The sequence below is a fragment of the Pseudomonas sp. A-B-19 genome, from assembly GCF_019947515.1.
Classification (GTDB): domain Bacteria; phylum Pseudomonadota; class Gammaproteobacteria; order Pseudomonadales; family Pseudomonadaceae; genus Aquipseudomonas.
Window position 1 is genome coordinate 245,007 of sequence record NZ_JAGYGN010000003.1, and the last position, 22,429, is coordinate 267,435.

The window sequence follows — 22,429 nt, forward strand, 5'->3', positions numbered from 1 at the left end:
ATAACTTATTCCACAGTCACCGACTTCGCCAAATTGCGCGGCTGGTCAACGTCGGTGCCTTTCAGTACGGCGACGTAGTACGACAGCAGCTGCAGCGGGATGGTGTAGAGGATCGGCGACAGGATGTCGTGGATGTGCGGCATGTGCACCACGTGGGTGCCTTCACCGTTGGTCATGCCGGCCTTCTCGTCAGCGAAGACGATTAAATGGCCACCGCGGGCGCGGACTTCCTGGAGGTTGGACTTCAACTTCTCCAGCAGTTCGTTGTTCGGCGCCACGGTCACTACTGGCATGTCGTTATCCACAAGCGCCAACGGGCCGTGTTTCAGCTCGCCGGCCGGATAGGCTTCAGCGTGGATGTAGGAGATTTCCTTGAGCTTGAGGGCCCCTTCCATCGCTACCGGGAACTGCGCGCCACGGCCGAGGAACAGCGTGTGGTGTTTCTCGGCGAACAGCTCGGAGATTTTTTCCACGGTGCTGTCCATGGCCAACGCTTCGCCCAGGCGGGTTGGCAAACGGCGCAGTTCTTCGACCAGCGTCGCTTCGATGCCTTTGGCCAAGGTGCCACGAACCTGGCCCAGGGAAAGCGTCAGCAACAACAGGCCAACCAATTGCGTGGTGAAGGCTTTGGTCGAAGCCACACCAATTTCACGACCGGCCTGGGTCAACAGGGTCAGGTCGGATTCACGTACCAGCGAGCTGATGCCGACGTTGCAGATCGCCAGGCTGGCGAGGAAGCCCAATTCCTTGGCATTGCGCAGTGCGGCCAGGGTGTCGGCGGTTTCGCCGGACTGGGAAATGGTCACGAACAGAGTGTCCGGCTGCACCACCACCTTGCGGTAACGGAATTCGCTGGCGACTTCGACCTGGCAAGGAATGCCCGCCAGCTCTTCCAGCCAGTAACGCGCGACCATGCCGGCGTGGTAGCTGGTGCCACACGCGACGATCTGTACGTTACGCACTTTGGCGAACAACTCGGCCGCCTGTGGGCCGAACGCCTGTACCAGCACCTGGTTCTGGCTCAGGCGACCTTCCAGGGTGCGCTGTACCACGGACGGTTGCTCGTGGATTTCCTTGAGCATGAAGTGGCGGAACTCGCCCTTGTCAGCGGCTTCGGCACCGTCGCGATACTGCACGGATTCGCGCTCGACAGCCTGGCCGTCAACGTCCCAGATCTGCACGCTGTCGCGGCGGATTTCGGCGATGTCGCCTTCTTCCAGGTACATGAAGCGGTCGGTGACTTGACGTAGGGCCAACTGGTCGGACGCCAGGAAATTTTCCCCCAGGCCCAGGCCGATCACCAACGGGCTACCGCTGCGGGCTGCGACCAGGCGATCCGGTTGCTGCGCGCTGATCACTGCCAGGCCGTAAGCACCGTGCAGCTCTTTGACGGTCGCCTTGAGGGCCACGGTCAGATCGCGCAGATCCTTGAGTTTGTGGTTCAGCAGGTGTGAGATGACTTCGGTGTCGGTGTCCGAGGTGAACACGTAGCCCAGGGCCTTGAGTTGTTCACGCAGGGCTTCGTGGTTTTCGATGATGCCGTTGTGCACCACCGCCAGGTCACCGGAGAAATGCGGGTGAGCATTGCGCTCGCACGGTGCACCGTGGGTGGCCCAGCGGGTATGGGCGATGCCCAGACGGCCGACCAGCGGCTCGCTGGCCAATGCCTGCTCCAGCTCACTGACTTTGCCCGGACGACGCAGGCGCTCGAGTTTTTCGTCGTTGGTGTAGACCGCCACGCCAGCGCTGTCATACCCACGGTATTCGAGGCGCTTCAGGCCTTCGACGAGGATGGCGGTGATGTTACGTTCTGCGACTGCGCCGACAATTCCACACATGCTATTTCTCCTGACTGACAGCCGCGCAAATCAAATTGATACCGCGGGCCTGAATCTGATCGCGAGCCTCAAGCGGCAGGCGTTCATCCGTAATAAGGGTATGGACACTGCTCCAGGGCAGTTCCAGGTTGGGAATCTTGCGGCCGATCTTGTCGGCCTCCACCATCACGACCACTTCGCGGGCGACTTCGGCCATGACCCGGCTCAGCCCGAGCAGTTCATTGAAGGTGGTTGTACCGCGAACCAGATCGATGCCATCGGCGCCGATGAACAGCTGGTCGAAGTCGTAGGAGCGTAGTACCTGCTCGGCAACCTGCCCCTGAAAGGACTCGGAATGCGGGTCCCAGGTGCCACCGGTCATCAACAGCACCGGTTCGTGCTCAAGTTCGCTCAAGGCATTGGCAACATGCAGCGAGTTGGTCATCACCACCAGGCCGGGTTGCTGTCCGAGTTCCGGGATCATGGCGGCGGTAGTACTGCCACTGTCGATAATGATGCGTGCATGCTCGCGAATCCGCGCGACGGCGGCACGGGCGATGGCTTGCTTGTATATGGAAACCGGCTGACCAAGGTCCGCGACCAGCTCCTGAGGCATGGTGATCGCCCCGCCGTAGCGACGCAGCAACAGGCCATTGCTTTCAAGTGCTGCCAGATCCTTGCGAATCGTAACTTCCGACGTTTCGAAGCGCTTGGCCAACTCATCCACACTGACTTCGCCCTGCTCATTGAGCAAGGCGAGGATGTTGTGGCGACGCTGAGGTGTGTTGCGCTTCGACATAAGCTGATAAGTTTCGATTCGAAAGATAGCGGAAGCAATCAAAACCTATCAGCGAAACTTCGTCAAGCGACTTGCGATAAAAAGGGCTGTGGATAACTTGTAGGAGCGAGCTTGCTCCGGGCGGCGTTCCGACGATGGGCGTGAACGATGATGCATTCTTTCTGGAAAAATGCGCCGCTCTCGAATTCATCGCGAGCAAGCTCGCTCCTACAAGGGAGTTGTGGATAACTCAGCTCTTCTTGATCTTTTCCGGCCGCTTCCAGCCGTCGATGTTCTTCTGGCGAGCACGTCCGATGGCCAACTGGGATTTATCCACAGTCGAGGTGATGGTCGAACCGGCCGCTGTCGTTGCACCGGCGAGGATATCCACAGGCGCCACCAACGAGTTGTTGGAACCGATGAACACATCTTCGCCCAACACGGTTTTCCACTTGTTGGCGCCGTCGTAGTTGCAGGTGATGGTACCGGCACCGATGTTGCTGCGCGCGCCCACCTCGGCATCACCCAGATACGTCAAATGACCGGCCTTGGCGCCTTCGCCCAGATGAGCGTTTTTCAGCTCGACGAAGTTACCCACATGCGCGCGGGCTTCCAGCACGGTGCCTGGACGCAGACGGGCAAACGGGCCGGCATCGCTGCCTTCACCCAGAATGGCTCCCTCGATATGGCTGTTGGCCTTGATGACCACGCCTTTGCGCAGGGTGCTGTCCTTGATCACGCAGTTCGGGCCGATCACCACATCGTCTTCGATGACGACCTTGCCTTCGAGGATCACGTTGATATCGATCAGCACGTCGCGGCCAACGGTGACTTCGCCGCGCACATCGAAACGTGCCGGGTCGCGCAGGGTCACACCTTGGGCCATCAAACGACGGCCGGCGCGCAGTTGATAGTGACGCTCGAGTTCGGAAAGCTGCTTGCGGTCGTTGGCGCCCTGCACTTCCATGGCGTCGTGGGGTTGTTCGGTGGCCACCACCAGCCCGTCGTTGACTGCCATTTCGATCACGTCAGTCAGGTAATACTCACCCTGAACATTGTTGTTCGACAGGCGGCTCGTCCAGTCGGCCAGGCGATCGGCAGGAACAGCGAGGATACCGGTGTTGCCTTCGCGGATCGCGCGTTGCGCTTCGTTGGCATCCTTGTGTTCAACGATGGCAGCGACTTTACCGTCGACGTCGCGCACGATGCGGCCATAACCGGTCGCATCGTCGAGTTCGACAGTCAGCAGGCCCATCTGCCCTGGCACTACTTGTGTCAGCAGGCGTTGCAGGGTTTCCACCTCAATCAACGGCACGTCACCGTAAAGAACCAGCACAGTATCGGATTTGATGAAAGGAACAGCCTGGGCCACGGCATGCCCGGTACCCAATTGCTTGTCCTGCAGGACGAAGTTCAGGTCGTCAGCGGCCAGACGTTCGCGCACGGCGTCGGCACCATGACCAATCACGACGTGGATGCGCTGTGGATCAAGTTGCCGGGCGCTGTGGATAACATGGCCGAGCATCGAATTGCCGGCAATCGGGTGCAAGACTTTCGGCAAGGCAGAGCGCATGCGCGTGCCTTGGCCAGCAGCGAGAATAACGATTTCAAGGGACATGACTGGCTACCAATCCAGGGTGGTCAGCGACTGCGACCAAGGTTATAAAATGTCGAAAAAGAAAAAGGGTAGCCGAGGCTACCCTTTTTTATCAATCACACAACAAGCGCAGCCTTAATGGCCAAACTTCTTGCGGATCTGCTGGACGGTGCGCAGCTGAGCTGCAGCCTCGGCCAGTCGAGCAGCAGCAGAACCGTAATCGAATTCCGCGCCTCGCTCATGCAAGGCTTTCTCGGCAGCCTTAACGGCTTCCAGAGCTGCGGCTTCGTCCAGGTCGGCAGCACGTTGCACGGTGTCGGCAAGAACCTTGACCATGTTCGGCTGAACCTCGAGGAAACCACCGGAGATGTAATACACCTCGGCTTCCCCGCCCTGCTTGATCAGGCGGATCGGACCTGGCTTCAGATTAGTGATCAGCGGCGCGTGACCCAGGGCGATACCAAGATCACCCAGTGCACCGTGCGCAACCACCATCTCGACCAGGCCGGAAAAGATCTCTCCTTCCGCGCTGACGATATCGCAATGGACTGTCATAGCCATCTGATTGCCTCAACCTAAATTAGCGCCCGTTGCCGGGCGCCGGGATTACAGTTTCTTGGCTTTCTCGATCGCTTCTTCGATGCCGCCGACCATGTAGAACGCTTGTTCTGGCAGGTGGTCGTAGTCACCGTTGAGGATGCCTTTGAAGCCAGCAATGGTGTCTTTCAGGGAAACGTATTTACCCGATGCACCGGTGAAGACTTCAGCCACGAAGAACGGCTGCGACAAGAAGCGCTGGATCTTACGAGCACGGTTTACCAACTGCTTGTCGGCTTCCGACAGCTCGTCCATACCCAGGATCGCGATGATGTCCTTCAGCTCTTTGTAACGTTGCAGAACGTACTGAACGCCGCGAGCGGTGTCGTAGTGGTCCTGGCCGATTACGTTCGGGTCCAGCTGGCGCGAAGTCGAATCCAGTGGATCTACCGCTGGGTAGATACCCAGGGAAGCGATGTCACGGGACAGAACGACGGTAGCGTCCAAGTGGGCGAAGGTGGTCGCTGGCGACGGGTCGGTCAAGTCGTCCGCAGGTACGTATACCGCCTGGATCGAGGTGATCGAACCTTCTTTGGTCGAAGTGATACGTTCTTGCAGAACGCCCATCTCTTCAGCCAGGGTCGGCTGGTAACCTACTGCAGAAGGCATACGGCCCAGCAGTGCGGATACTTCAGTACCGGCCAGGGTGTAACGATAGATGTTGTCGACGAACAGCAGAACGTCGTTACCTTCGTCACGGAACTTCTCGGCCATGGTCAGGCCGGTCAGAGCTACGCGCAGACGGTTTCCCGGCGGCTCGTTCATCTGACCGTAAACCAGTGCCACTTTGTCCAGAACGTTGGAGTCCTTCATCTCGTGGTAGAAGTCGTTACCCTCACGAGTACGCTCACCCACACCGGCGAACACGGAATAACCGCTGTGCTCGATGGCGATGTTACGGATCAGTTCCATCATGTTTACGGTTTTGCCTACACCGGCACCACCGAACAGACCGACTTTACCGCCTTTGGCGAACGGGCAAACCAGGTCGATAACCTTGATGCCGGTTTCCAGCAGGTCGTTGCCGCCTGCCTGTTCAGCGAACGAAGGCGCTGGACGGTGAATGCCCCAACGCTCTTCGGTGTCGATCGGACCAGCTTCGTCGATCGGGTTACCGAGGACGTCCATGATCCGGCCCAGGGTCGCTTTACCGACCGGTACGGAGATGGCTGCGCCAGAGTCGACAACGTCCAGACCGCGCTTCAAGCCTTCGGTGGAACCCATCGCAATGGTACGAACCACGCCGTCGCCCAGCTGTTGCTGAACTTCCAGGGTGGTCCCGGCCGCGCTTTGTACAGTCAGCGCGTTGTAGATGCTCGGTACGCTGTCGCGTGGAAATTCCACGTCGATAACGGCGCCGATGATTTGAACGATACGTCCGCTACTCATAGCTGGATCCTCTGAATATTTGAACCGTTAAACCGCGGCAGCGCCGCCGACGATTTCCGAGATCTCTTGGGTGATCGCAGCCTGACGCGCCTTGTTGTAGACCAGCTGCAAATCGCTGATCAAATCACCGGCGTTGTCGGTAGCGTTCTTCATTGCGATCATCCGCGCAGCCTGTTCAGCCGCGTTGTTCTCGACCACCGCCTGGTAGACCTGCGACTCCACGTAACGGACCATCAAGCCGTCAAGCAGCTCTTTGGCGTCCGGTTCGTACAGATAATCCCAGTGGTGCTTGAGTTCTTGATCCGGGGTTGCCACCAATGGAATCAACTGCTCCACGGTAGGCTGTTGCGTCATGGTGTTGATGAACTTGTTGGACACCACGGACAGGCGGTCAATACGGCCGTCCAGGTAGGCATCCAGCATCACCTTGACGCTGCCGATCAGGTCATTGATCGACGGCTCTTCACCCAGGTGGCTGATAGCTGCAACGACGTTACCGCCGAAGTTGCGGAAGAAAGCCGCACCCTTGCTACCCACTACACACAGATCGATCTCGACGCCGTTTTCGCGGTTTACCGCCATGTCCTTGACCAGGGCCTTGAACAGGTTGGTGTTCAAGCCACCACACAGACCACGGTCACTGCTCACCACAACGTAACCGACGCGCTTTACTTCACGGTCGATCATGAATGGGTGGCGATATTCCGGGTTAGCGTTGGCCAGATGGCCAATAACCTGGCGGATGCGCTCCGCGTAAGGACGGCTAGCAGCCATGCGCATTTGTGCCTTGCGCATTTTACTGACCGCCACTTTTTCCATGGCGCTGGTAATCTTTTGCGTGCTTTTGATGCTCGCAATCTTACTGCGAATCTCTTTTGCGCCTGCCATGTAACACCTATCAGGTTAGCAAGCGGGAGCCTTGCGGCTCCCGCTGCGGCTTACCAGGTTTGGGTGGCCTTGAACTTCTCGATACCGGCTTTCATGCCAGCGTCGATTTCGTCATTGAAGTCACCTTTCACGTTGATCTTCGCCATCAAATCGGCGTGATCGCGGTTGAAGAAAGCAATCAGCGCTTGCTCGAAGCTGCCGATCTTGGCGATTTCAACGTCAGTCAGGAACCCACGCTCAGCGGCATACAGCGACAGCGCCATGTCAGCGATCGACATTGGTGCGTATTGCTTCTGCTTCATCAGCTCGGTAACGCGCTGACCATGCTCAAGTTGCTTACGGGTCGCTTCGTCCAGGTCAGAAGCGAACTGGGCGAATGCCGCCAGTTCACGGTACTGAGCCAGAGCGGTACGGATACCACCGGACAGCTTCTTGATGATCTTGGTCTGAGCGGCACCACCCACACGGGATACCGAAACACCGGCGTTCACTGCAGGGCGGATGCCCGAGTTGAACATGGCCGATTCCAGGAAGATCTGACCGTCGGTGATGGAAATCACGTTGGTCGGAACGAACGCGGAAACGTCGCCAGCCTGGGTTTCGATGATCGGCAGTGCGGTCAGGGAACCGGTTTTGCCGGTCACTGCGCCGTTGGTGAACTTCTCTACGTACTCTTCCGAAACGCGGGATGCGCGCTCCAGCAGACGGGAGTGGAGATAGAACACGTCGCCTGGGTAAGCTTCACGGCCTGGTGGACGGCGCAGCAGCAGGGAAATCTGGCGGTAAGCCACTGCTTGCTTGGACAGATCGTCATAAACGATCAGCGCGTCTTCACCGCGGTCGCGGAAGTATTCGCCCATGGTGCAACCGGAGTACGGTGCCAGGAATTGCAGCGCAGGAGATTCCGAAGCACTGGCAGCCACGATGATCGTGTTGGCCAGGGCGCCGTTTTCTTCCAGCTTGCGAACCACGTTGGCGATGGTCGATTGTTTCTGACCGATGGCTACGTAGACGCAGAAAATGCCGCTGTTCTTCTGGTTGATGATCGCGTCGATCGCCAGAGCGGTTTTACCGATCTGACGGTCACCGATGATCAGCTCACGCTGGCCACGGCCGACAGGGATCATCGCATCGACAGCCTTGTAGCCAGTCTGTACAGGCTGGTCTACCGACTTACGCCAGATCACGCCTGGAGCAACTTTCTCGACCGCGTCGGTCTCGGTGTTGTTCAGTGGACCTTTGCCGTCAACCGGGTTACCCAGTGCGTCGACTACGCGACCCAGCAGTTCCTTACCAACCGGAACTTCGAGGATGCGGCCGGTGCACTTGGCGCTCATGCCTTCAGCCAGAGACTGGTAAGCGCCCAATACAACGGCACCTACGGAGTCTTGCTCCAGGTTGAGGGCCATACCGAAGACGCCGCCCGGAAACTCGATCATCTCGCCGTACATTACGTCGGCCAGACCGTGAATCCGCACGATACCGTCAGATACGCTGACGACAGTGCCTTCGTTACGGGCTTGGGAGGTCACATCGAGCTTGTCGATGCGGCCCTTGATAATTTCACTTATTTCGGAAGGATTGAGTTGCTGCATTGCTCTGCTGCCCCTTCAAACTCAAGATTTCAATGCTTCGGCCAGTTTCGCGATTTTGCCGCGAATCGAGCCATCGATAACCAGGTCGCCGGCGCGAATGACAACACCCCCAATGAGGGATGGGTCTTCCGCAACTTGCAGGCGCACTTCCCGGTCGAGTCGTGCACTGAGAACCTTGGCGAGTTTGTCTTGCTGTTCTTGGTTCAATGCAAAAGCACTGGTCACTTCAACGTCTACCGACTTCTCTTGCTCGGCCTTGTACAGGTCGAAAAGAGCGGCGATCTCCGGCAATAGCAGAAGACGGTCGTTTTCGGCAACGACATTGATGAAGTTCTGTGCCTTGGCATCAAACTTGTCGCCACACACGTCAATGAACGTGGTGGCCTTTTCTGCGCTCGTCAGTCGCGGGGCCTTGAGCACGCGCTGCAGGGTGTCGTCTTGTGACACCGCCGCAGCCAGGCCGAGCATGGCTGACCAATTGGCCAGTTGCTGGTGGGCCTGAGCGTGCTCGAAGGCCGCCTTAGCGTAAGGTCGGGCCAACGTGGTCAGTTCTGCCATGATCGCCCTCGCTTAGATTTCAGCAGCCAGTTGGTTAACCAGCTTTGCGTGCGCGTTTTGATCGATTGTGGCACCCAGGATCTTCTCGGCGCCTTCGACTGCAAGCAAGCCCACTTGGGCACGCAGCATGTCTTTGACACTGTTCAGTTCCTGTTCAATCTCGGCTTGAGCCTGAACCTTCACACGGTCAGCGTCGATACGGGCTTTTTCAACAGCCTCTTCGACAATCTGGTTACCGCGTTTCTTGGCTTGCTCGATGATTTCAGCTGCCTGAGCTTTCGCTTCGCGCAGTTGCTGACCCGCTTTCTCTTGGGCCAACTCCAGGTCGCGAGCTGCACGGCTGGCAGCGTCCAGACCATCAGCGATCTTCTTTTGACGTTCGTGCAGCGCCGCAATGACCGGAGGCCATACGAACTTCATGCAGAACAGTACAAAAATCAGGAACGCAACGGACTGGCCAATCAGGGTCGCATTAATGTTCACGCCAACACCTCGCAGTTACGTTGTCCATCACACCAAATTACCCGGAAGATCCGAGTAATCAGCCAGCGATTTGACCAACGAACGGGTTCGCAAAGGTGAAGAACAGAGCGATACCAACACCGATCATGGTTACGGCGTCGAGCAGACCGGCAACGATGAACATTTTAACTTGCAGCATTGGAACCATTTCTGGCTGACGCGCTGCGCCTTCCAGGAACTTGCCGCCCAGCAGGCCGAAACCAATTGCGGTACCCAGTGCGCCCAGGCCGATCAACAGTGCAACAGCGATAGCGGTTAGACCAACTACAGTTTCCATCTTTCCTCCCGACTTTTACGTCGTATGGTTTAGGTTTTTTTAATTTAAAGCGGTAAAACAAATCGTTTCAGAGGCCCCGTTAAGAGCCCCCTCCCGTTTAACGGGGAGGGACATCAGACTAGTCGAGACTGGCCTTAATGGTTTTCTTCGTGTGCCATCGACAGGTAGACGATGGTCAACATCATGAAGATGAACGCCTGCAGGGTGATGATCAGGATGTGGAACACAGCCCACGCCCACTGCAGAACGACGCCCAGGCCGCTGAGCCAGAGCAGACCGCTGCCGAACATCACAGCAATCAGAATGAAGACCAGCTCGCCGGCGTACATGTTGCCGAACAGACGCAGAGCCAGGGAGATCGGCTTGGCGATCAGGGTTACGAACTCCAGCAGGAAGTTCACCGGGATCAGCAGGGCCTGAACGAAGATGTTCTTGCTGCCGAACGGGTGCAGGGTCAGCTCGCCGATGAAGCCGCCGAGGCCCTTGACCTTGATGCTGTAGAAAATGATCAGTGCGAAAACCGAGAACGCCATGCCCAGGGTCGCGTTCGGGTCGGTGGTCGACACGGCGCGGAACGGGATGTGGTGGTCGCCGGTGATCAGGATGGCCAGTTGAGGAATCCAGTCGACCGGTACCAGGTCGACGGCGTTCATCAGGAACACCCAGACGAAGATGGTCAGTGCCAGCGGTGCAATCACCGGGCTACGGCCATGGAAGCTGTCTTTCACGCTGCCATCGACGAATTCGACCAAAACTTCAACGAAGTTCTGCAAAGCACCAGGCTGACCCGAAGTCGCTTTCTTTGCCGCCATACGGAAAAGAAGAACGAAGATCAGACCCAATGCGACCGACCAGCCGAGAGTATCGACGTGGAAAGCCCAGAAGCCCATTTCCTTGGCTTCTGCTGCGGTGTGGGCAAAGCCCCAGCCGCCGGTAGGGAGCTGACCGAAGGTCAGGTTCTGCAAGTGGTGCTGGATATAGCCCGAAGCGGTTGTTTCTGCCATGTTTGCCTCAAACGCCCTAAGGTCTCGAAAGTCTTGTTCTCATCAGCAGGGGAGCGAACCAGCTGACCAGTTGGGTCAGCACGAAGACGCCGAATACAGCCAGCGGCGCCAATGGCTTCACACCTGCGAACGTCAATGCAAAAAGCACCGCCGTCAAAATCAGTTTGCCCGCCTCGCCGGCATAAAAAGACCGGACGATGGCTTGAGCTGCCCGGGCGCCGGTAAACCGAAATGCCCTGTGAGCGAAATAAATATTGGGAAGCAAGGCTATCAGGCCTCCGCAGAGCCCCGAGTACCCGGCAACGACTCCATACCGTTGCCAGAGCGCCAAAGCGGCAATGAGCAGAACGACAAGTTGAGCCATTAACACCGGAAAAACTGCCAGACGATGGAAGGGCAGGCGGTTTGGCGTGCGGGTTTCCATCACTTTTACTCCCCAATGGTCGGCTGCCGAAACTCACTAACTTGGCATAATTTGTGCCGACAAAATGCGCGCAGAGTATAGGGGCGGTTCTGCCCCTATTCAACTGTCAGGTAGTGATTTCCGACTGCGCGCTACATGAGGAAATGTTTCAGCGGATATGTGCAAGTACGCCTTGAAGCTCATCCAGAGAGTTGTAACCAATCACCAACTGCCCTTTACCCTTCTTACCGTGGCGAATCTGCACCGCAGAGCCTAGGCGCTCGGCCAGGCGCTGTTCGAGGCGGGCGATATCCGGGTCCGGTTTTGCCGGTTCAACAGGCTCCGGTTTGCCACTCAACCACTGGCGAACCAATGCCTCAGTCTGGCGCACGGTCAGCCCGCGTGCGACAACATGTCGCGCCCCTTCAACCTGTTGATTTTCCGGTAACCCGAGCAAAGCACGGGCATGACCCATTTCCAGGTCGCCGTGGGACAACATGGTCTTGATGACTTCCGGCAGGGAAATCAGGCGCAGCAGGTTGGCCACGGTCACCCGGGACTTGCCCACAGCTTCAGCCACCTGTTGCTGGGTCAGCTGGAACTCCTGCTGCAAACGCTGCAGGGCCACCGCTTCTTCAATCGGGTTCAGGTCTTCGCGCTGGATGTTCTCGATCAGAGCGATGGCAATGGCGGTTTCATCGGGTACATCGCGAACCATCGCCGGGATGGTTTCCTGCCCGGCCTGCTGGCTGGCGCGCCAGCGGCGTTCGCCGGCAATGATTTCAAAGCGGCCGCTGCCGATCGGGCGAACCACGATGGGCTGCATGACGCCCTGGGCCTTGATCGACTGCGCCAGCTCTTCGAGCGCTTGCGGATCCATGTCACGACGCGGCTGGTATTTGCCGCGCTGGAGCAGGTCCAGGGGAAGGTGTTGCAGCTCACGCTGATCGGCTTGCGCCGCTTGTTCTTCCAGCGAACTGACAGTCGGACCACTCAACAGAGCATCCAGTCCACGTCCGAGACCTCGTTTCTTGACGGCCATGGGGATTCCTTAAGTTGCCTGAGCAGCGGCGATGCGTGAGTTTTTGCGTTGACGACGAACCATTTCGCCCGCCAATGCCAGATAGGCAACGGCGCCTCGCGATGCTTTGTCGTACGCCAGCGCCGGCATGCCGTAGCTTGGCGCTTCGGCCAGACGGATGTTGCGCGGAATGACGGTGTCGTAGAGCTGTTCGCCGAAGTGTTCCTTGAGCTGCGCCGAGACATCGTTCATCAGGCTCAGCCGCGGGTCGTACATCGTTCGCAGCAGGCCTTCGACCTTGAGGTTCGGGTTCAGCAGTTCAGCGATACGTTTGATGTTATCCACAAGGTCGCTCAAGCCTTCGAGTGCGAAGTACTCGCACTGCATGGGGATAATGACCCCGTCGGCGGCAACCAGTGCGTTCAAGGTCAGCATCGACAGCGACGGCGGACAGTCGATCAGGATGTAATCGTAGTTTTCCCGGATCGGCGCCAGCGCACTGCGCAGGCGACTTTCCTTCATCTGCATTTCCAGCAGCACCACTTCGGCCGCGGTGAGGTCGCGGTTGGCTGGCAACAGCTGGTAACCACCGTGTTCGGAGAAGTGCATGGCCTGGGCCAGGTCGCACTCGCCGATCAGCAGGTCGTAGACCGAGTTTTCCAGGCCATGTTTATCCACACCGCTACCCATGGTGGCGTTGCCTTGTGGATCAAGGTCGATCAACAGCACCCGGCGCTTGGTCGCGACCAGGGATGCTGCGAGGTTGATGCAGGTGGTGGTTTTGCCCACGCCACCCTTTTGGTTCGCAATCGCGAATACCTTAGCCATTCTTGCTTGTGTTCCCAATCATGCCGTGCGGCGCAGTATCAGCAGATGGCGTTGGCCTTGGCAACCAGGTACGGCCAGGGCGTGTTCGCTATCGAGGTGGAAGTCTGCCGGCAATGCTACCAGCTCATCGGCCGGATGAACGCCCTTCATTGCCAACCAGCGTGTTTCGGTGTCGCCGAGGTGGCGAGTCCAGTTGCTGAAGTTCTCCATGCTGCTGAACGCCCGGGAAATGATCCCGTTGAACGGCTGGACAGGCTGGAAGGCTTCGACGCGACTGTGGATAACTTGCAGGTTATCCAGTTTGAGTTCGAGTTTGACCTGGGTCAGGAAGCGGGTTTTCTTGCCATTGCTGTCCAGGCAGGTCACCTGGGACTCGGGAAACAGAATGGCCAGCGGAATGCCTGGCATGCCGCCGCCACTGCCGACGTCGAGCCAGCGTCCGTTTTCGATGAATGACATCACGCTCAGACTGTCGAGCAGGTGACGGGAAACCATTTCGTCCGGATCACGTACGGCAGTGAGGTTGTAAGCCTTGTTCCATTTGATCAACAGGGCCAGATAACCCAGCAGTTGCGCGTGCTGGGTTTCTGTCAGCGTGACGCCAAGCTGGCGGGCACCTGTGGATAACTCTTCTGCGTGTTGCGAAGTGACCAACGAACTCAAGCGCTTTGCTCCAACTGACGGCCCGCGCCGCGTTTTTTCAAATGAATCATCAACAGCGAAATGGCTGCCGGCGTTACGCCCGGGATACGCGAGGCCTGACCCAAGGTTTCTGGACGGGTCGCGCCGAGCTTGCTCTGGATCTCCTTGGAGAGCCCGGAAATGTTCGTGTAATCGATATCCACAGGCAGTTTGGTGTCTTCGCTGGCGCGCAAGCGGGCGATTTCATCCTGTTGGCGATCGATGTAGCCGGCGTACTTGGTCTTGATTTCGACCTGCTCGGCAACCTGTGGATCATCTGCGCCGCCACCGGTCACGGCAATCAGACCAGCGTAGTCGATTTCCGGACGACTCAGGAGGTTGAGCAGGTTGTATTCATGAGTCAGCGGCGTGCCGAATTTTTCGGCAATCGCATCACCTTGTTCGGTGCCCGGACGGACCCAGGTGCTTTTCAGACGCTGCTCTTCCAGTTCGATGCTTTCGCGTTTTTTGCAGAAAGCGGCCCAACGCTCGTCATCCACCAGGCCCAGTTCGCGACCTTTTTCGGTCAAGCGCAGGTCGGCGTTGTCTTCACGCAGGATCAAACGGTATTCGGCACGGGAGGTGAACATCCGGTACGGCTCTTGGGTACCGAGGGTAATCAGGTCGTCGACCAACACGCCGATGTAGGCCTCGTCGCGACGCGGGCACCATGCCTCTTTGCCTTGCGCACGCAGTGCAGCGTTGGTCCCGGCGAGCAAACCCTGGGCGCCGGCTTCTTCGTAACCGGTGGTGCCGTTGATTTGCCCGGCAAAGAACAGGCCGCCGATGACTTTGGTTTCCAGGCTGTATTTCAAATCCCGTGGATCGAAGTAGTCGTACTCGATCGCGTAGCCCGGACGCACGATGTGCGCGTTTTCCATGCCACGGATCGATTGCACGATCTGCAGTTGCACGTCGAACGGCAAGCTTGTGGATATCCCGTTCGGATACAGCTCATGGGTGGTCAAACCTTCCGGTTCGATGAACACCTGATGGCTTTCCTTGTCGGCAAATCGATGGATCTTGTCTTCGATCGACGGGCAATAACGCGGGCCGATACCTTCGATCTCACCGGCAGCGGAATACATCGGCGAACGGTCGAGGTTCGCGGCAATGATTTCGTGGGTGCGCGCATTCGTGTGGGTAATCCAGCAACTGACCTGCCGTGGATGCTGTTCCTTGTTGCCCATGAACGACATCACCGGGATCGGCGTATCGCCCGGTTGTTCGGCCATTACCGAGAAATCCACAGACCGGCCGTCGATACGCGGCGGAGTACCGGTTTTCAAACGACCCACACGCAATGGCAGTTCACGCAGACGGTGAGCCAGCGCAATCGACGGCGGATCACCGGCGCGACCGCCGGAAAAATTCTGCAAACCGATGTGGATAAGTCCACCAAGGAACGTACCGGTGGTCAACACCACGGAATCGGCGAAGAAACGCAGGCCCATTTGGGTGACAACACCACGGACTTGTTCCTGCTCGACGATCAGATCGTCAGCGGCCTGTTGAAATATCCACAGGTTCGGCTGGTTTTCCAGGATTTCGCGGACAGCGGCCTTGTACAGAACCCGGTCTGCCTGCGCGCGGGTTGCACGTACGGCCGGGCCTTTGCGGCTGTTCAACACGCGAAACTGGATGCCACCTTTATCGGTAGCCATGGCCATCGCGCCACCGAGGGCATCGATTTCCTTGACCAGATGGCTTTTGCCGATCCCGCCAATAGCCGGGTTGCAACTCATGGCACCGAGGGTTTCCACGTTATGCGTCAGCAACAGGGTTTTAACCCCCATACGTGCTGAGGCCAGTGCTGCCTCGGTACCGGCATGACCGCCGCCGATGACGATCACTTCAAAACGGGAAGGGAAATCCACCACGCACCTCGTGCCTGCTTAAGTAGGTAATTCAGGAATAGTTTGAGCTCAGGTTTTTGGACCTGGTCGACAAGTATAGGGACTTCGCCCTTCCTAAAGAACCCTTTGCACAAAATTTAACCAGCTGTGGAAAACTCGAGGTTATAGAAATTAAAAAGAAAGAAATTTATTAAATCTTTGTTTTTATGTTTATTTCTATGCACATGCCTTTCTGTGGATAGATCTATACAGCCCTTTGTTTTCAATGTGTACAGAGATTCAAAACCCTGTGTTCATGTGCCAATGAGGCCCTTGGATAACCGGTGTAAGCCTGTGGATGAAAGGGGTTGTTATCCACAGAGGAGGTTATGTTCAGTTTTCAGGCCCTGTTATCAACTGCCCTTAGCCACGGTTATTCACAGGGCTTAATCCACAGAAAAGTGCCGTTTGCCCGAAATTCGGGTACAGGAATTCCGCTCAAGCTGACGACGTCCGCTCGGCACTGGAGGTTTTTTCAGAAAAGGAGGGAGCAGACAGGCACGAATGGCCTGTCTGCGAATAACCGGAGGGCTACTTGCCGATACAGAAGCTGGAGAAAATTCGCCCCAGCAGATCGTCAGAACTGAAAGCACCGGTGATTTCACCCAGCGACTGCTGAGCCTGGCGCAAATCCTCGGCCAACAACTCGCCAGCACCGGCCAGGGTCAATTGGGCGCGACCATGCTCGAGTGCAGCACTGGCATGACGTAGCGCCTCAAGGTGTCGCCGGCGAGCGCTGAAGCTGCTTTCGGACGTTTGTTCATAGCCCATGCAGGCCTTGAGGTGATCACGCAGCAGCTCCAGCCCGACACCACCCGACTTGGCGCTCAGGCTGATGGTGACATGGCCGTCGTTGCTGACCTCCATGGCAATGGCTTCACCCGTAAGATCGGCCTTGTTGCGGATCAGGGTGACTTTCGCGGGATCGGGACGGATTTCGAGAAACTCCGGCCAGAGTGCAAACGGATCGAGGGCTTCCGGTGCCGTGGCATCGACCACCAGCAGTACCCGATCCGCTTCGCCAATGGCTTTCAGGGCTCGCTCGACGCCGATTTTTTCCACATGATCATCGGTATCGCGCAGTCCGGCGGTATCCACCACGTGCAACGGCATGCCATCTATGTGGATATGTTCACGAAGGACATCCCGGGTAGTGCCGGCAATTTCAGTCACGATCGCCGCTTCACGCCCCGCCAGTGCATTGAGCAGGCTGGACTTACCGGCATTGGGACGACCGGCAATGACCACGGTCATGCCGTCACGCAGCAAGGCGCCCTGCCCGGCTTCGCGCATGACGGTGGATAACTCGTCGCGCACCTTGTCGAGCATGCTCAGGACGTGGCCATCGGCGAGGAAGTCGATTTCCTCTTCCGGAAAATCGATGGCCGCTTCGACATAGATCCGCAGGCCGATCAGTTGCTCGGTGAGGTTATGCACACGTGACGAGAAAGCCCCCTGCAGGGAGCGCAACGCGTTTCGCGCAGCCTGGGCAGAACTGGCTTCAATCAGGTCGGCGATGGCTTCGGCCTGGGCCAGGTCAAGTTTATCGTTGAGGAAGGCGCGTTCGCTGAATTCCCCTGGTCGGGCGAGCCGGCAACCCAGTTCCAGGCAGCGCTTGAGCAACATGTCCAGAACGATCGGGCCGCCGTGGCCTTGCAACTCCAGCACATCTTCGCCAGTGAACGAGTTCGGGCCCGGGAAATACAGGGCAATGCCCTGGTCCAGCACTTCGTCGTGTTCACTGAAAAACGGACCGTAATGGGCAAATCGCGGCTTGAGCTCGCGACCACTGAAGGCCTTGGCCGCAACGCTGGCCAACGGCCCGGAAATACGCACGATGCCTACACCGCCACGACCTTGGGCGGTGGCGACGGCGGCGATGGTTTCACGAGGGACGCTCATAAACCGGTATCCAGACAAAAGTGACAGATAGCAAAACGCCCCACTAGGGGGCGTTTTGAGTGGTTATCCACAGTGTAAATCAGGCAGCTGCTTTCGTAGCCGCTTCGATCTTACGCGTGATGTACCACTGTTGGGCGATCGACAGGCAGTTGTTCACTACCCAGTACAGCACCAGACCCGCCGGGAACCACAGGAAGAAGAAGGTGAAGATGATTGGCATCAGTTTCATCACCTTGGCTTGCATCGGATCCGGTGGAGTCGGGTTCAGCTGCTGCTGGATGAACATGGTTGCACCCATGATGATCGGCAGAATGAAGAACGGATCCTTGATCGACAGGTCAGTGATCCACAGCATGAACGGCGCCTGACGCATCTCGACGCTTTCCAGCAGAACCCAGTACAGCGAGAGGAAAACCGGCATCTGCACGAGGATTGGCAAGCAACCACCCAGCGGATTGATCTTCTCTTTCTTGTACAGCTCCATCATGGCTTGCGACATTTTCTGCCGGTCATCGCCATGTTGCTCTTTCAGTGCTGCCAGTTTCGGTGCCACTGCACGCATGCGCGCCATGGATTTGTAGCTGGCAGCCGACAACGGGAAGAAAATCCCTTTGATCAGCATGGTCAGGAAGATGATCGACCAGCCCCAGTTACCCACAATGGCGTGGATGTGTTGCAGCAACCAGAAGATCGGCTGGGCAATGAACCACAGAATGCCGTAGTCGACGGTCAGTTCCAGACCTGGGGACAACTCTTTCAGCACAGCCTGGCTTTTCGGACCGGCGTACAGAACAGCGCTGGTCTCGGCCTTGGCACCCGGTGCAACACTCATCGATGGGCCGGTGTAGCCAATGATGTAGTTGCCTTTGCTGTCTTTACGGGTCTGGACGATGTTGTTTTCGCCCTTGGCCGGAATCCATGCGGTCACGAAGTAGTGCTGCAACCAGGCAACCCAACCGCCAGTGACGGTTTCTTTCAACGGCGCCTTGTCCATGTCCTTCATGGACACTTTCTTGTACGGCTCCGAACTTGTCCACAGGGCAGCGCCCAGGTAAGTCGCGGTGCCGGTAGCCGTGGTCGACGATGGGTCGGCGCTGGCGTCACGCTTCAACTGGGCGAACATCGCACCGGTCCAGGGCTGGGCGCTCTGGTTGTCGATCAGGTAGGAAACGGTTACGTCGTACAGGCCGCGTTTCAAGGTGAAACGCTTGATGTAGTTGACGCCATCCTTGCTGAACTTCAGGTCTACGACCAATTGGTCCTGACCGTCAGCCAGTTGATAAACCTTCTTCTCCGAGGAATAAACCGGACGACCGGCCGAATTGGCATCCGGACCGTTGGTGCCGATCAGACCGCTTTGCGCCAGATAAGTACGTTCGCCGCCATTATCGAACAGCTGGAACGGAATTTCCGGGTGATCCTGACGACGCGGATACAGCGGCAGGGTCAGTTGGGCAACATCGCCACCTTGTGGGTCGACAGCCAGGTCCAGTACATCCGTTTTGATCTGGATGAGGTCCTTGCTCACAGCCACCGGAGTTTCGGCAGGTGCGCTGGTGTCGCTTGCAGCACGTGGAATGTCGTCACTGGCGGAAGCGTTGGAGCCAGATGCCGTATCCGGCAGGCCCGATGCAGTCGTATTGGTGGCAACATTCTGAGTCGGCAGGGCAGCCTGGCCATAGTCCTGGTTCCATTTAAGAACCATAACGTAGGACACGATTGCCAGGGCGACGATCAGGATCGTGCGTTTGATATCCATGATTACTCGGCCATCGAAGAAGAACGGGAGGTAGGGATAGGTGGAACCGGGTCATAACCACCGGGATTCCACGGATGACAGCGACCTAAACGACGAAAGGTCAGCCAGCCACCGCGAAGAAGGCCATGATTTTCGATGGCTTCTAACGCGTAGCAGGAACAACTGGGGTAGAAACGACAGTGACTGGCCATCAGGGGACTAATGGCATAGCGATAAAACTGGATCGGAACGAGTGCCAGTTTACGCATCTGGACTGTCTACCCCTACAGTTTCGGTTTTGACTGCTGGTACCGGCGAACTGCGAGCCAGACGTTTCCAGAGTTTGCCGAAATGCTGAATCAATTCGGGGTTTTCTACATCACCCAAACCTTTGCGCGCGACGATAACGATGTCCCAGCCGGCCAGAGAATCCTGGTTCAGGCGAAACGATTCGCGCATCAGACGTTTGAGGCGATTGCGCTCGACGGAGAGCTTTACGCTCTTTTTCCCGATAACCAACCCGAGACGGGGGTGATCGAGATCGTTGTTGCGCGCAAGGAGCAGGAGATTTTTCCCCGGAACCTTGCCGGTAGGGGAGTCAAAGACCGCCTTGAATTGCCGGGGGGTAAGCAGACGCTTTTCCCGACTGAAGTCCTGACTCACCTCCAGTGCCGGATTATCAAACTGCCAGACGCGCACGACCTTTGGCGCGACGACGCGACAGGACGGCACGACCGTTCTTGGTAGCCATGCGAGCACGGAAACCGTGGGTACGAGCGCGTTTGATAGTGCTTGGTTGGAAAGTACGTTTCATTGTCGTGTTACCTGGTTCGTCCACAACGGGCCGGAATGGCCCCCGTTTTAAGAGACCGGGGATTCTAGAGAAAGCAAGCCTTCAGGTCAATTTCCAACCAGCGTTTCCTTATAAATAGATCTGCGGACGTTTTGCGCTGTACGGACCATCGGCAAATATAAGAATAAGAAAGGAAAGTATTTAAAGCTTTTCTGTAAAGCTTATAAAAGCTAGGCTCGCAGTCTTCTGTGGATAAGTAGTTTCAGCCCTTGTTCTGTCTGCTGTACAGAGAATGACAACTACAGTGGAAAACAGTGTTCAGCCTGTGCTGCGCTGTCGGATAACCTGTGTGTGGAAGCTCGCTTTATCCACAGGCCGGTTATCCACCGAGTTTCGCCCCCACTTGTGCAATGACCTTAACCCCGGTTATCCACAGAGCTTATGCACAGACCGCTGGTCGTCTTTTTTGCGTATGGAACGGCGATTCTTCTTGGTCGATGAACCACCTTCGTGTGGATAAGTCGGCGTCTGGTCGCTACAATGGCCGCTTGTTTTTGCCTCACCGGCTTTCAACTTAGGGGATATCCGTGTCAGTGGAACTTTGGCAGCAGTGCGTGGAGCTTTTGCGCGATGAGCTGCCTGCCCAACAATTCAACACTTGGATCCGTCCACTACAGGTCGAAGCCGAAGGCGACGAGTTGCGTGTCTATGCACCCAATCGTTTTGTTCTGGACTGGGTCAACGAAAAGTACCTGGGACGTGTTCTCGAATTGCTCGATGAGCACGGCAATGGCTTGGCGCCTGCGCTTTCCTTGTTAATAGGCAGCAAACGCAGTTCGGCACCCCGTGCCGCGCCCAATGCTCCGCTGGCTGCCGCCGCTTCCCAGGCCCAGGCTGTTCAAGCGCCGGCCAGTCCACAGCCAGCACCTGCCGCTGCGTCGACCAAACGTACGACGCAAAAAGTGGCAGAGGTCACCGAGCAAGAACCTTCCCGTGACAGCTTCGACCCCATGGCCGGCGCCAGTTCGCAACAGGCCCCGGTTCGCGCCGAACAACGTACCGTGCAGGTCGAAGGTGCGCTCAAGCACACCAGTTACCTGAACCGCACCTTTACCTTCGAGAACTTCGTTGAAGGTAAATCCAACCAATTGGCGCGCGCCGCCGCCTGGCAGGTGGCTGACAATCCCAAGCACGGTTACAACCCGCTCTTCCTTTATGGTGGCGTCGGCCTGGGTAAAACCCACTTGATGCACGCTGTGGGTAACCATCTATTAAAGAAGAACCCGAATGCCAAGGTGGTGTACCTGCATTCCGAGCGTTTTGTGGCGGACATGGTCAAGGCCTTGCAACTGAACGCGATCAACGAGTTCAAACGCTTCTACCGTTCGGTGGATGCCTTGCTGATCGATGACATTCAGTTCTTCGCCCGCAAAGAGCGTTCCCAGGAAGAGTTTTTCCACACCTTCAACGCCCTGCTCGAAGGTGGCCAGCAGGTCATTCTCACCAGTGACCGCTATCCGAAGGAAATCGAAGGCCTTGAAGAACGCCTCAAATCGCGCTTCGGCTGGGGCCTGACCGTAGCGGTCGAGCCGCCGGAGCTGGAAACCCGCGTGGCGATCCTGATGAAGAAGGCCGATCAGGCCAAAGTCGAGCTGCCTCACGATGCCGCATTCTTCATTGCCCAACGCATTCGCTCCAACGTTCGTGAGCTGGAAGGCGCGCTCAAACGCGTGATCGCCCACTCGCACTTCATGGGTCGCGATATCACCATCGAGCTGATTCGCGAATCCCTGAAGGACTTGTTGGCGTTGCAGGATAAACTGGTCTCTGTGGATAACATTCAGCGCACTGTCGCCGAGTACTACAAGATCAAGATCTCCGACTTGCTGTCTAAACGCCGTTCGCGTTCGGTCGCTCGTCCGCGTCAGGTCGCCATGGCGTTGTCCAAGGAACTGACCAACCACAGCCTGCCGGAAATTGGCGATGTGTTTGGCGGTCGCGACCATACAACGGTCTTGCACGCGTGCCGCAAGATCAACGAACTTAAGGAATCCGACGCGGACATCCGCGAGGACTACAAGAACCTGCTGCGTACGCTGACCACTTGATGAACACCAGCGCAGCTTATTAAGGCAAGGGACTAGAC

The 22,429-nt window shown here is 57.3% G+C and carries 22 protein-coding genes; 1 reads left to right on the forward strand and 21 read right to left on the reverse strand.

Features of this window, described 5'->3' with window-relative positions:
• Positions 1-5: 5 nt before the first annotated feature.
• From glmS to rpmH, 21 genes are all read right to left on the reverse strand, one after another.
• Entirely contained in the window at positions 6-1,838 is a 1,833-nt protein-coding gene (gene glmS / locus KGA81_RS05005) for a glutamine--fructose-6-phosphate transaminase (isomerizing) (protein ID WP_223544814.1), read from the reverse strand.
• A gap of 1 nt (position 1,839) precedes the next feature.
• Positions 1,840-2,616, reverse strand: coding sequence for a DeoR family transcriptional regulator (locus KGA81_RS05010; RefSeq protein ID WP_108218803.1), 777 nt, complete (start codon positions 2,614-2,616; stop codon positions 1,840-1,842).
• Between the two features lie 229 nt (positions 2,617-2,845).
• Entirely contained in the window at positions 2,846-4,213 is a 1,368-nt protein-coding gene (gene glmU, locus KGA81_RS05015; RefSeq protein ID WP_223544815.1) for a bifunctional UDP-N-acetylglucosamine diphosphorylase/glucosamine-1-phosphate N-acetyltransferase GlmU, read from the reverse strand.
• 114 nt (positions 4,214-4,327) lie between these two features.
• Positions 4,328-4,753 carry a F0F1 ATP synthase subunit epsilon gene (locus tag KGA81_RS05020; protein ID WP_223544816.1) on the reverse strand — a complete coding sequence of 142 codons (426 nt, stop codon included), beginning with the start codon at positions 4,751-4,753 and terminating at the stop codon, positions 4,328-4,330.
• A gap of 45 nt (positions 4,754-4,798) precedes the next feature.
• Positions 4,799-6,178 carry a F0F1 ATP synthase subunit beta gene (atpD, locus tag KGA81_RS05025; RefSeq protein WP_108218801.1) on the reverse strand — a complete coding sequence of 460 codons (1,380 nt, stop codon included), beginning with the start codon at positions 6,176-6,178 and terminating at the stop codon, positions 4,799-4,801.
• Between the two features lie 27 nt (positions 6,179-6,205).
• Positions 6,206-7,066, reverse strand: a complete 861-nt coding sequence (atpG, locus tag KGA81_RS05030) for a F0F1 ATP synthase subunit gamma (protein ID WP_007934344.1) — start codon at positions 7,064-7,066, stop codon at positions 6,206-6,208.
• A 50-nt stretch (positions 7,067-7,116) separates the two neighbouring features.
• Complete coding sequence (atpA, locus tag KGA81_RS05035; protein WP_223544817.1) at positions 7,117-8,661, reverse strand: F0F1 ATP synthase subunit alpha; 1,545 nt, start codon at positions 8,659-8,661, stop codon at positions 7,117-7,119.
• Positions 8,662-8,682: 21 nt separating this feature from the next.
• Positions 8,683-9,219: a F0F1 ATP synthase subunit delta gene (locus KGA81_RS05040; protein WP_223544818.1), complete on the reverse strand. Its 537-nt coding sequence runs from the start codon at positions 9,217-9,219 to the stop codon at positions 8,683-8,685.
• Positions 9,220-9,231: 12 nt separating this feature from the next.
• Positions 9,232-9,702 (reverse strand): F0F1 ATP synthase subunit B, encoded by a 471-nt coding sequence (locus KGA81_RS05045; protein ID WP_223544819.1) that lies wholly within the window; start codon positions 9,700-9,702, stop codon positions 9,232-9,234.
• Positions 9,703-9,760: 58 nt separating this feature from the next.
• On the reverse strand, positions 9,761-10,018 hold the full coding sequence (gene atpE / locus KGA81_RS05050) for a F0F1 ATP synthase subunit C (protein WP_003097235.1): 258 nt from the start codon (positions 10,016-10,018) through the stop codon (positions 9,761-9,763).
• Positions 10,019-10,152: 134 nt separating this feature from the next.
• Positions 10,153-11,022 (reverse strand): F0F1 ATP synthase subunit A, encoded by an 870-nt coding sequence (gene atpB / locus KGA81_RS05055; protein WP_095943038.1) that lies wholly within the window; start codon positions 11,020-11,022, stop codon positions 10,153-10,155.
• A gap of 16 nt (positions 11,023-11,038) precedes the next feature.
• Complete coding sequence (locus KGA81_RS05060) at positions 11,039-11,446, reverse strand: F0F1 ATP synthase subunit I (protein ID WP_223544820.1); 408 nt, start codon at positions 11,444-11,446, stop codon at positions 11,039-11,041.
• Between the two features lie 148 nt (positions 11,447-11,594).
• Complete coding sequence (locus tag KGA81_RS05065; protein ID WP_204932611.1) at positions 11,595-12,467, reverse strand: ParB/RepB/Spo0J family partition protein; 873 nt, start codon at positions 12,465-12,467, stop codon at positions 11,595-11,597.
• A gap of 9 nt (positions 12,468-12,476) precedes the next feature.
• Complete coding sequence (locus KGA81_RS05070) at positions 12,477-13,274, reverse strand: ParA family protein (RefSeq protein WP_007969897.1); 798 nt, start codon at positions 13,272-13,274, stop codon at positions 12,477-12,479.
• Positions 13,275-13,292: 18 nt separating this feature from the next.
• A complete protein-coding gene (rsmG, locus tag KGA81_RS05075; protein WP_223544821.1) occupies positions 13,293-13,937 on the reverse strand; it encodes a 16S rRNA (guanine(527)-N(7))-methyltransferase RsmG in 645 nt (214 codons plus the stop codon).
• The gene (gene mnmG / locus KGA81_RS05080; protein WP_223544822.1) at positions 13,934-15,832 is read right to left on the reverse strand and encodes a tRNA uridine-5-carboxymethylaminomethyl(34) synthesis enzyme MnmG; all 1,899 of its coding nucleotides are present in this window, start codon (positions 15,830-15,832) and stop codon (positions 13,934-13,936) included. The genes rsmG and mnmG overlap by 4 nt, the downstream gene beginning before the upstream one ends.
• Before the next feature lie 549 nt (positions 15,833-16,381).
• Positions 16,382-17,752, reverse strand: coding sequence for a tRNA uridine-5-carboxymethylaminomethyl(34) synthesis GTPase MnmE (mnmE, locus tag KGA81_RS05085; protein WP_223544823.1), 1,371 nt, complete (start codon positions 17,750-17,752; stop codon positions 16,382-16,384).
• A gap of 79 nt (positions 17,753-17,831) precedes the next feature.
• Positions 17,832-19,511 carry a membrane protein insertase YidC gene (gene yidC / locus KGA81_RS05090; protein WP_007985062.1) on the reverse strand — a complete coding sequence of 560 codons (1,680 nt, stop codon included), beginning with the start codon at positions 19,509-19,511 and terminating at the stop codon, positions 17,832-17,834.
• A gap of 2 nt (positions 19,512-19,513) precedes the next feature.
• A complete protein-coding gene (yidD, locus tag KGA81_RS05095) occupies positions 19,514-19,759 on the reverse strand; it encodes a membrane protein insertion efficiency factor YidD (protein ID WP_010207715.1) in 246 nt (81 codons plus the stop codon).
• Complete coding sequence (gene rnpA / locus KGA81_RS05100) at positions 19,752-20,153, reverse strand: ribonuclease P protein component (RefSeq protein WP_223544917.1); 402 nt, start codon at positions 20,151-20,153, stop codon at positions 19,752-19,754. Before rnpA ends, yidD begins: the two co-directional genes overlap by 8 nt.
• 16 nt (positions 20,154-20,169) lie before the next feature.
• Positions 20,170-20,304 carry a 50S ribosomal protein L34 gene (rpmH, locus tag KGA81_RS05105; protein ID WP_003213577.1) on the reverse strand — a complete coding sequence of 45 codons (135 nt, stop codon included), beginning with the start codon at positions 20,302-20,304 and terminating at the stop codon, positions 20,170-20,172.
• Positions 20,305-20,870: 566 nt separating this feature from the next.
• On the opposite strand from rpmH, the gene dnaA reads away from it, so the two are divergent.
• Positions 20,871-22,391 (forward strand): chromosomal replication initiator protein DnaA, encoded by a 1,521-nt coding sequence (dnaA, locus tag KGA81_RS05110; RefSeq protein WP_223544824.1) that lies wholly within the window; start codon positions 20,871-20,873, stop codon positions 22,389-22,391.
• Positions 22,392-22,429 lie beyond the last annotated feature (38 nt).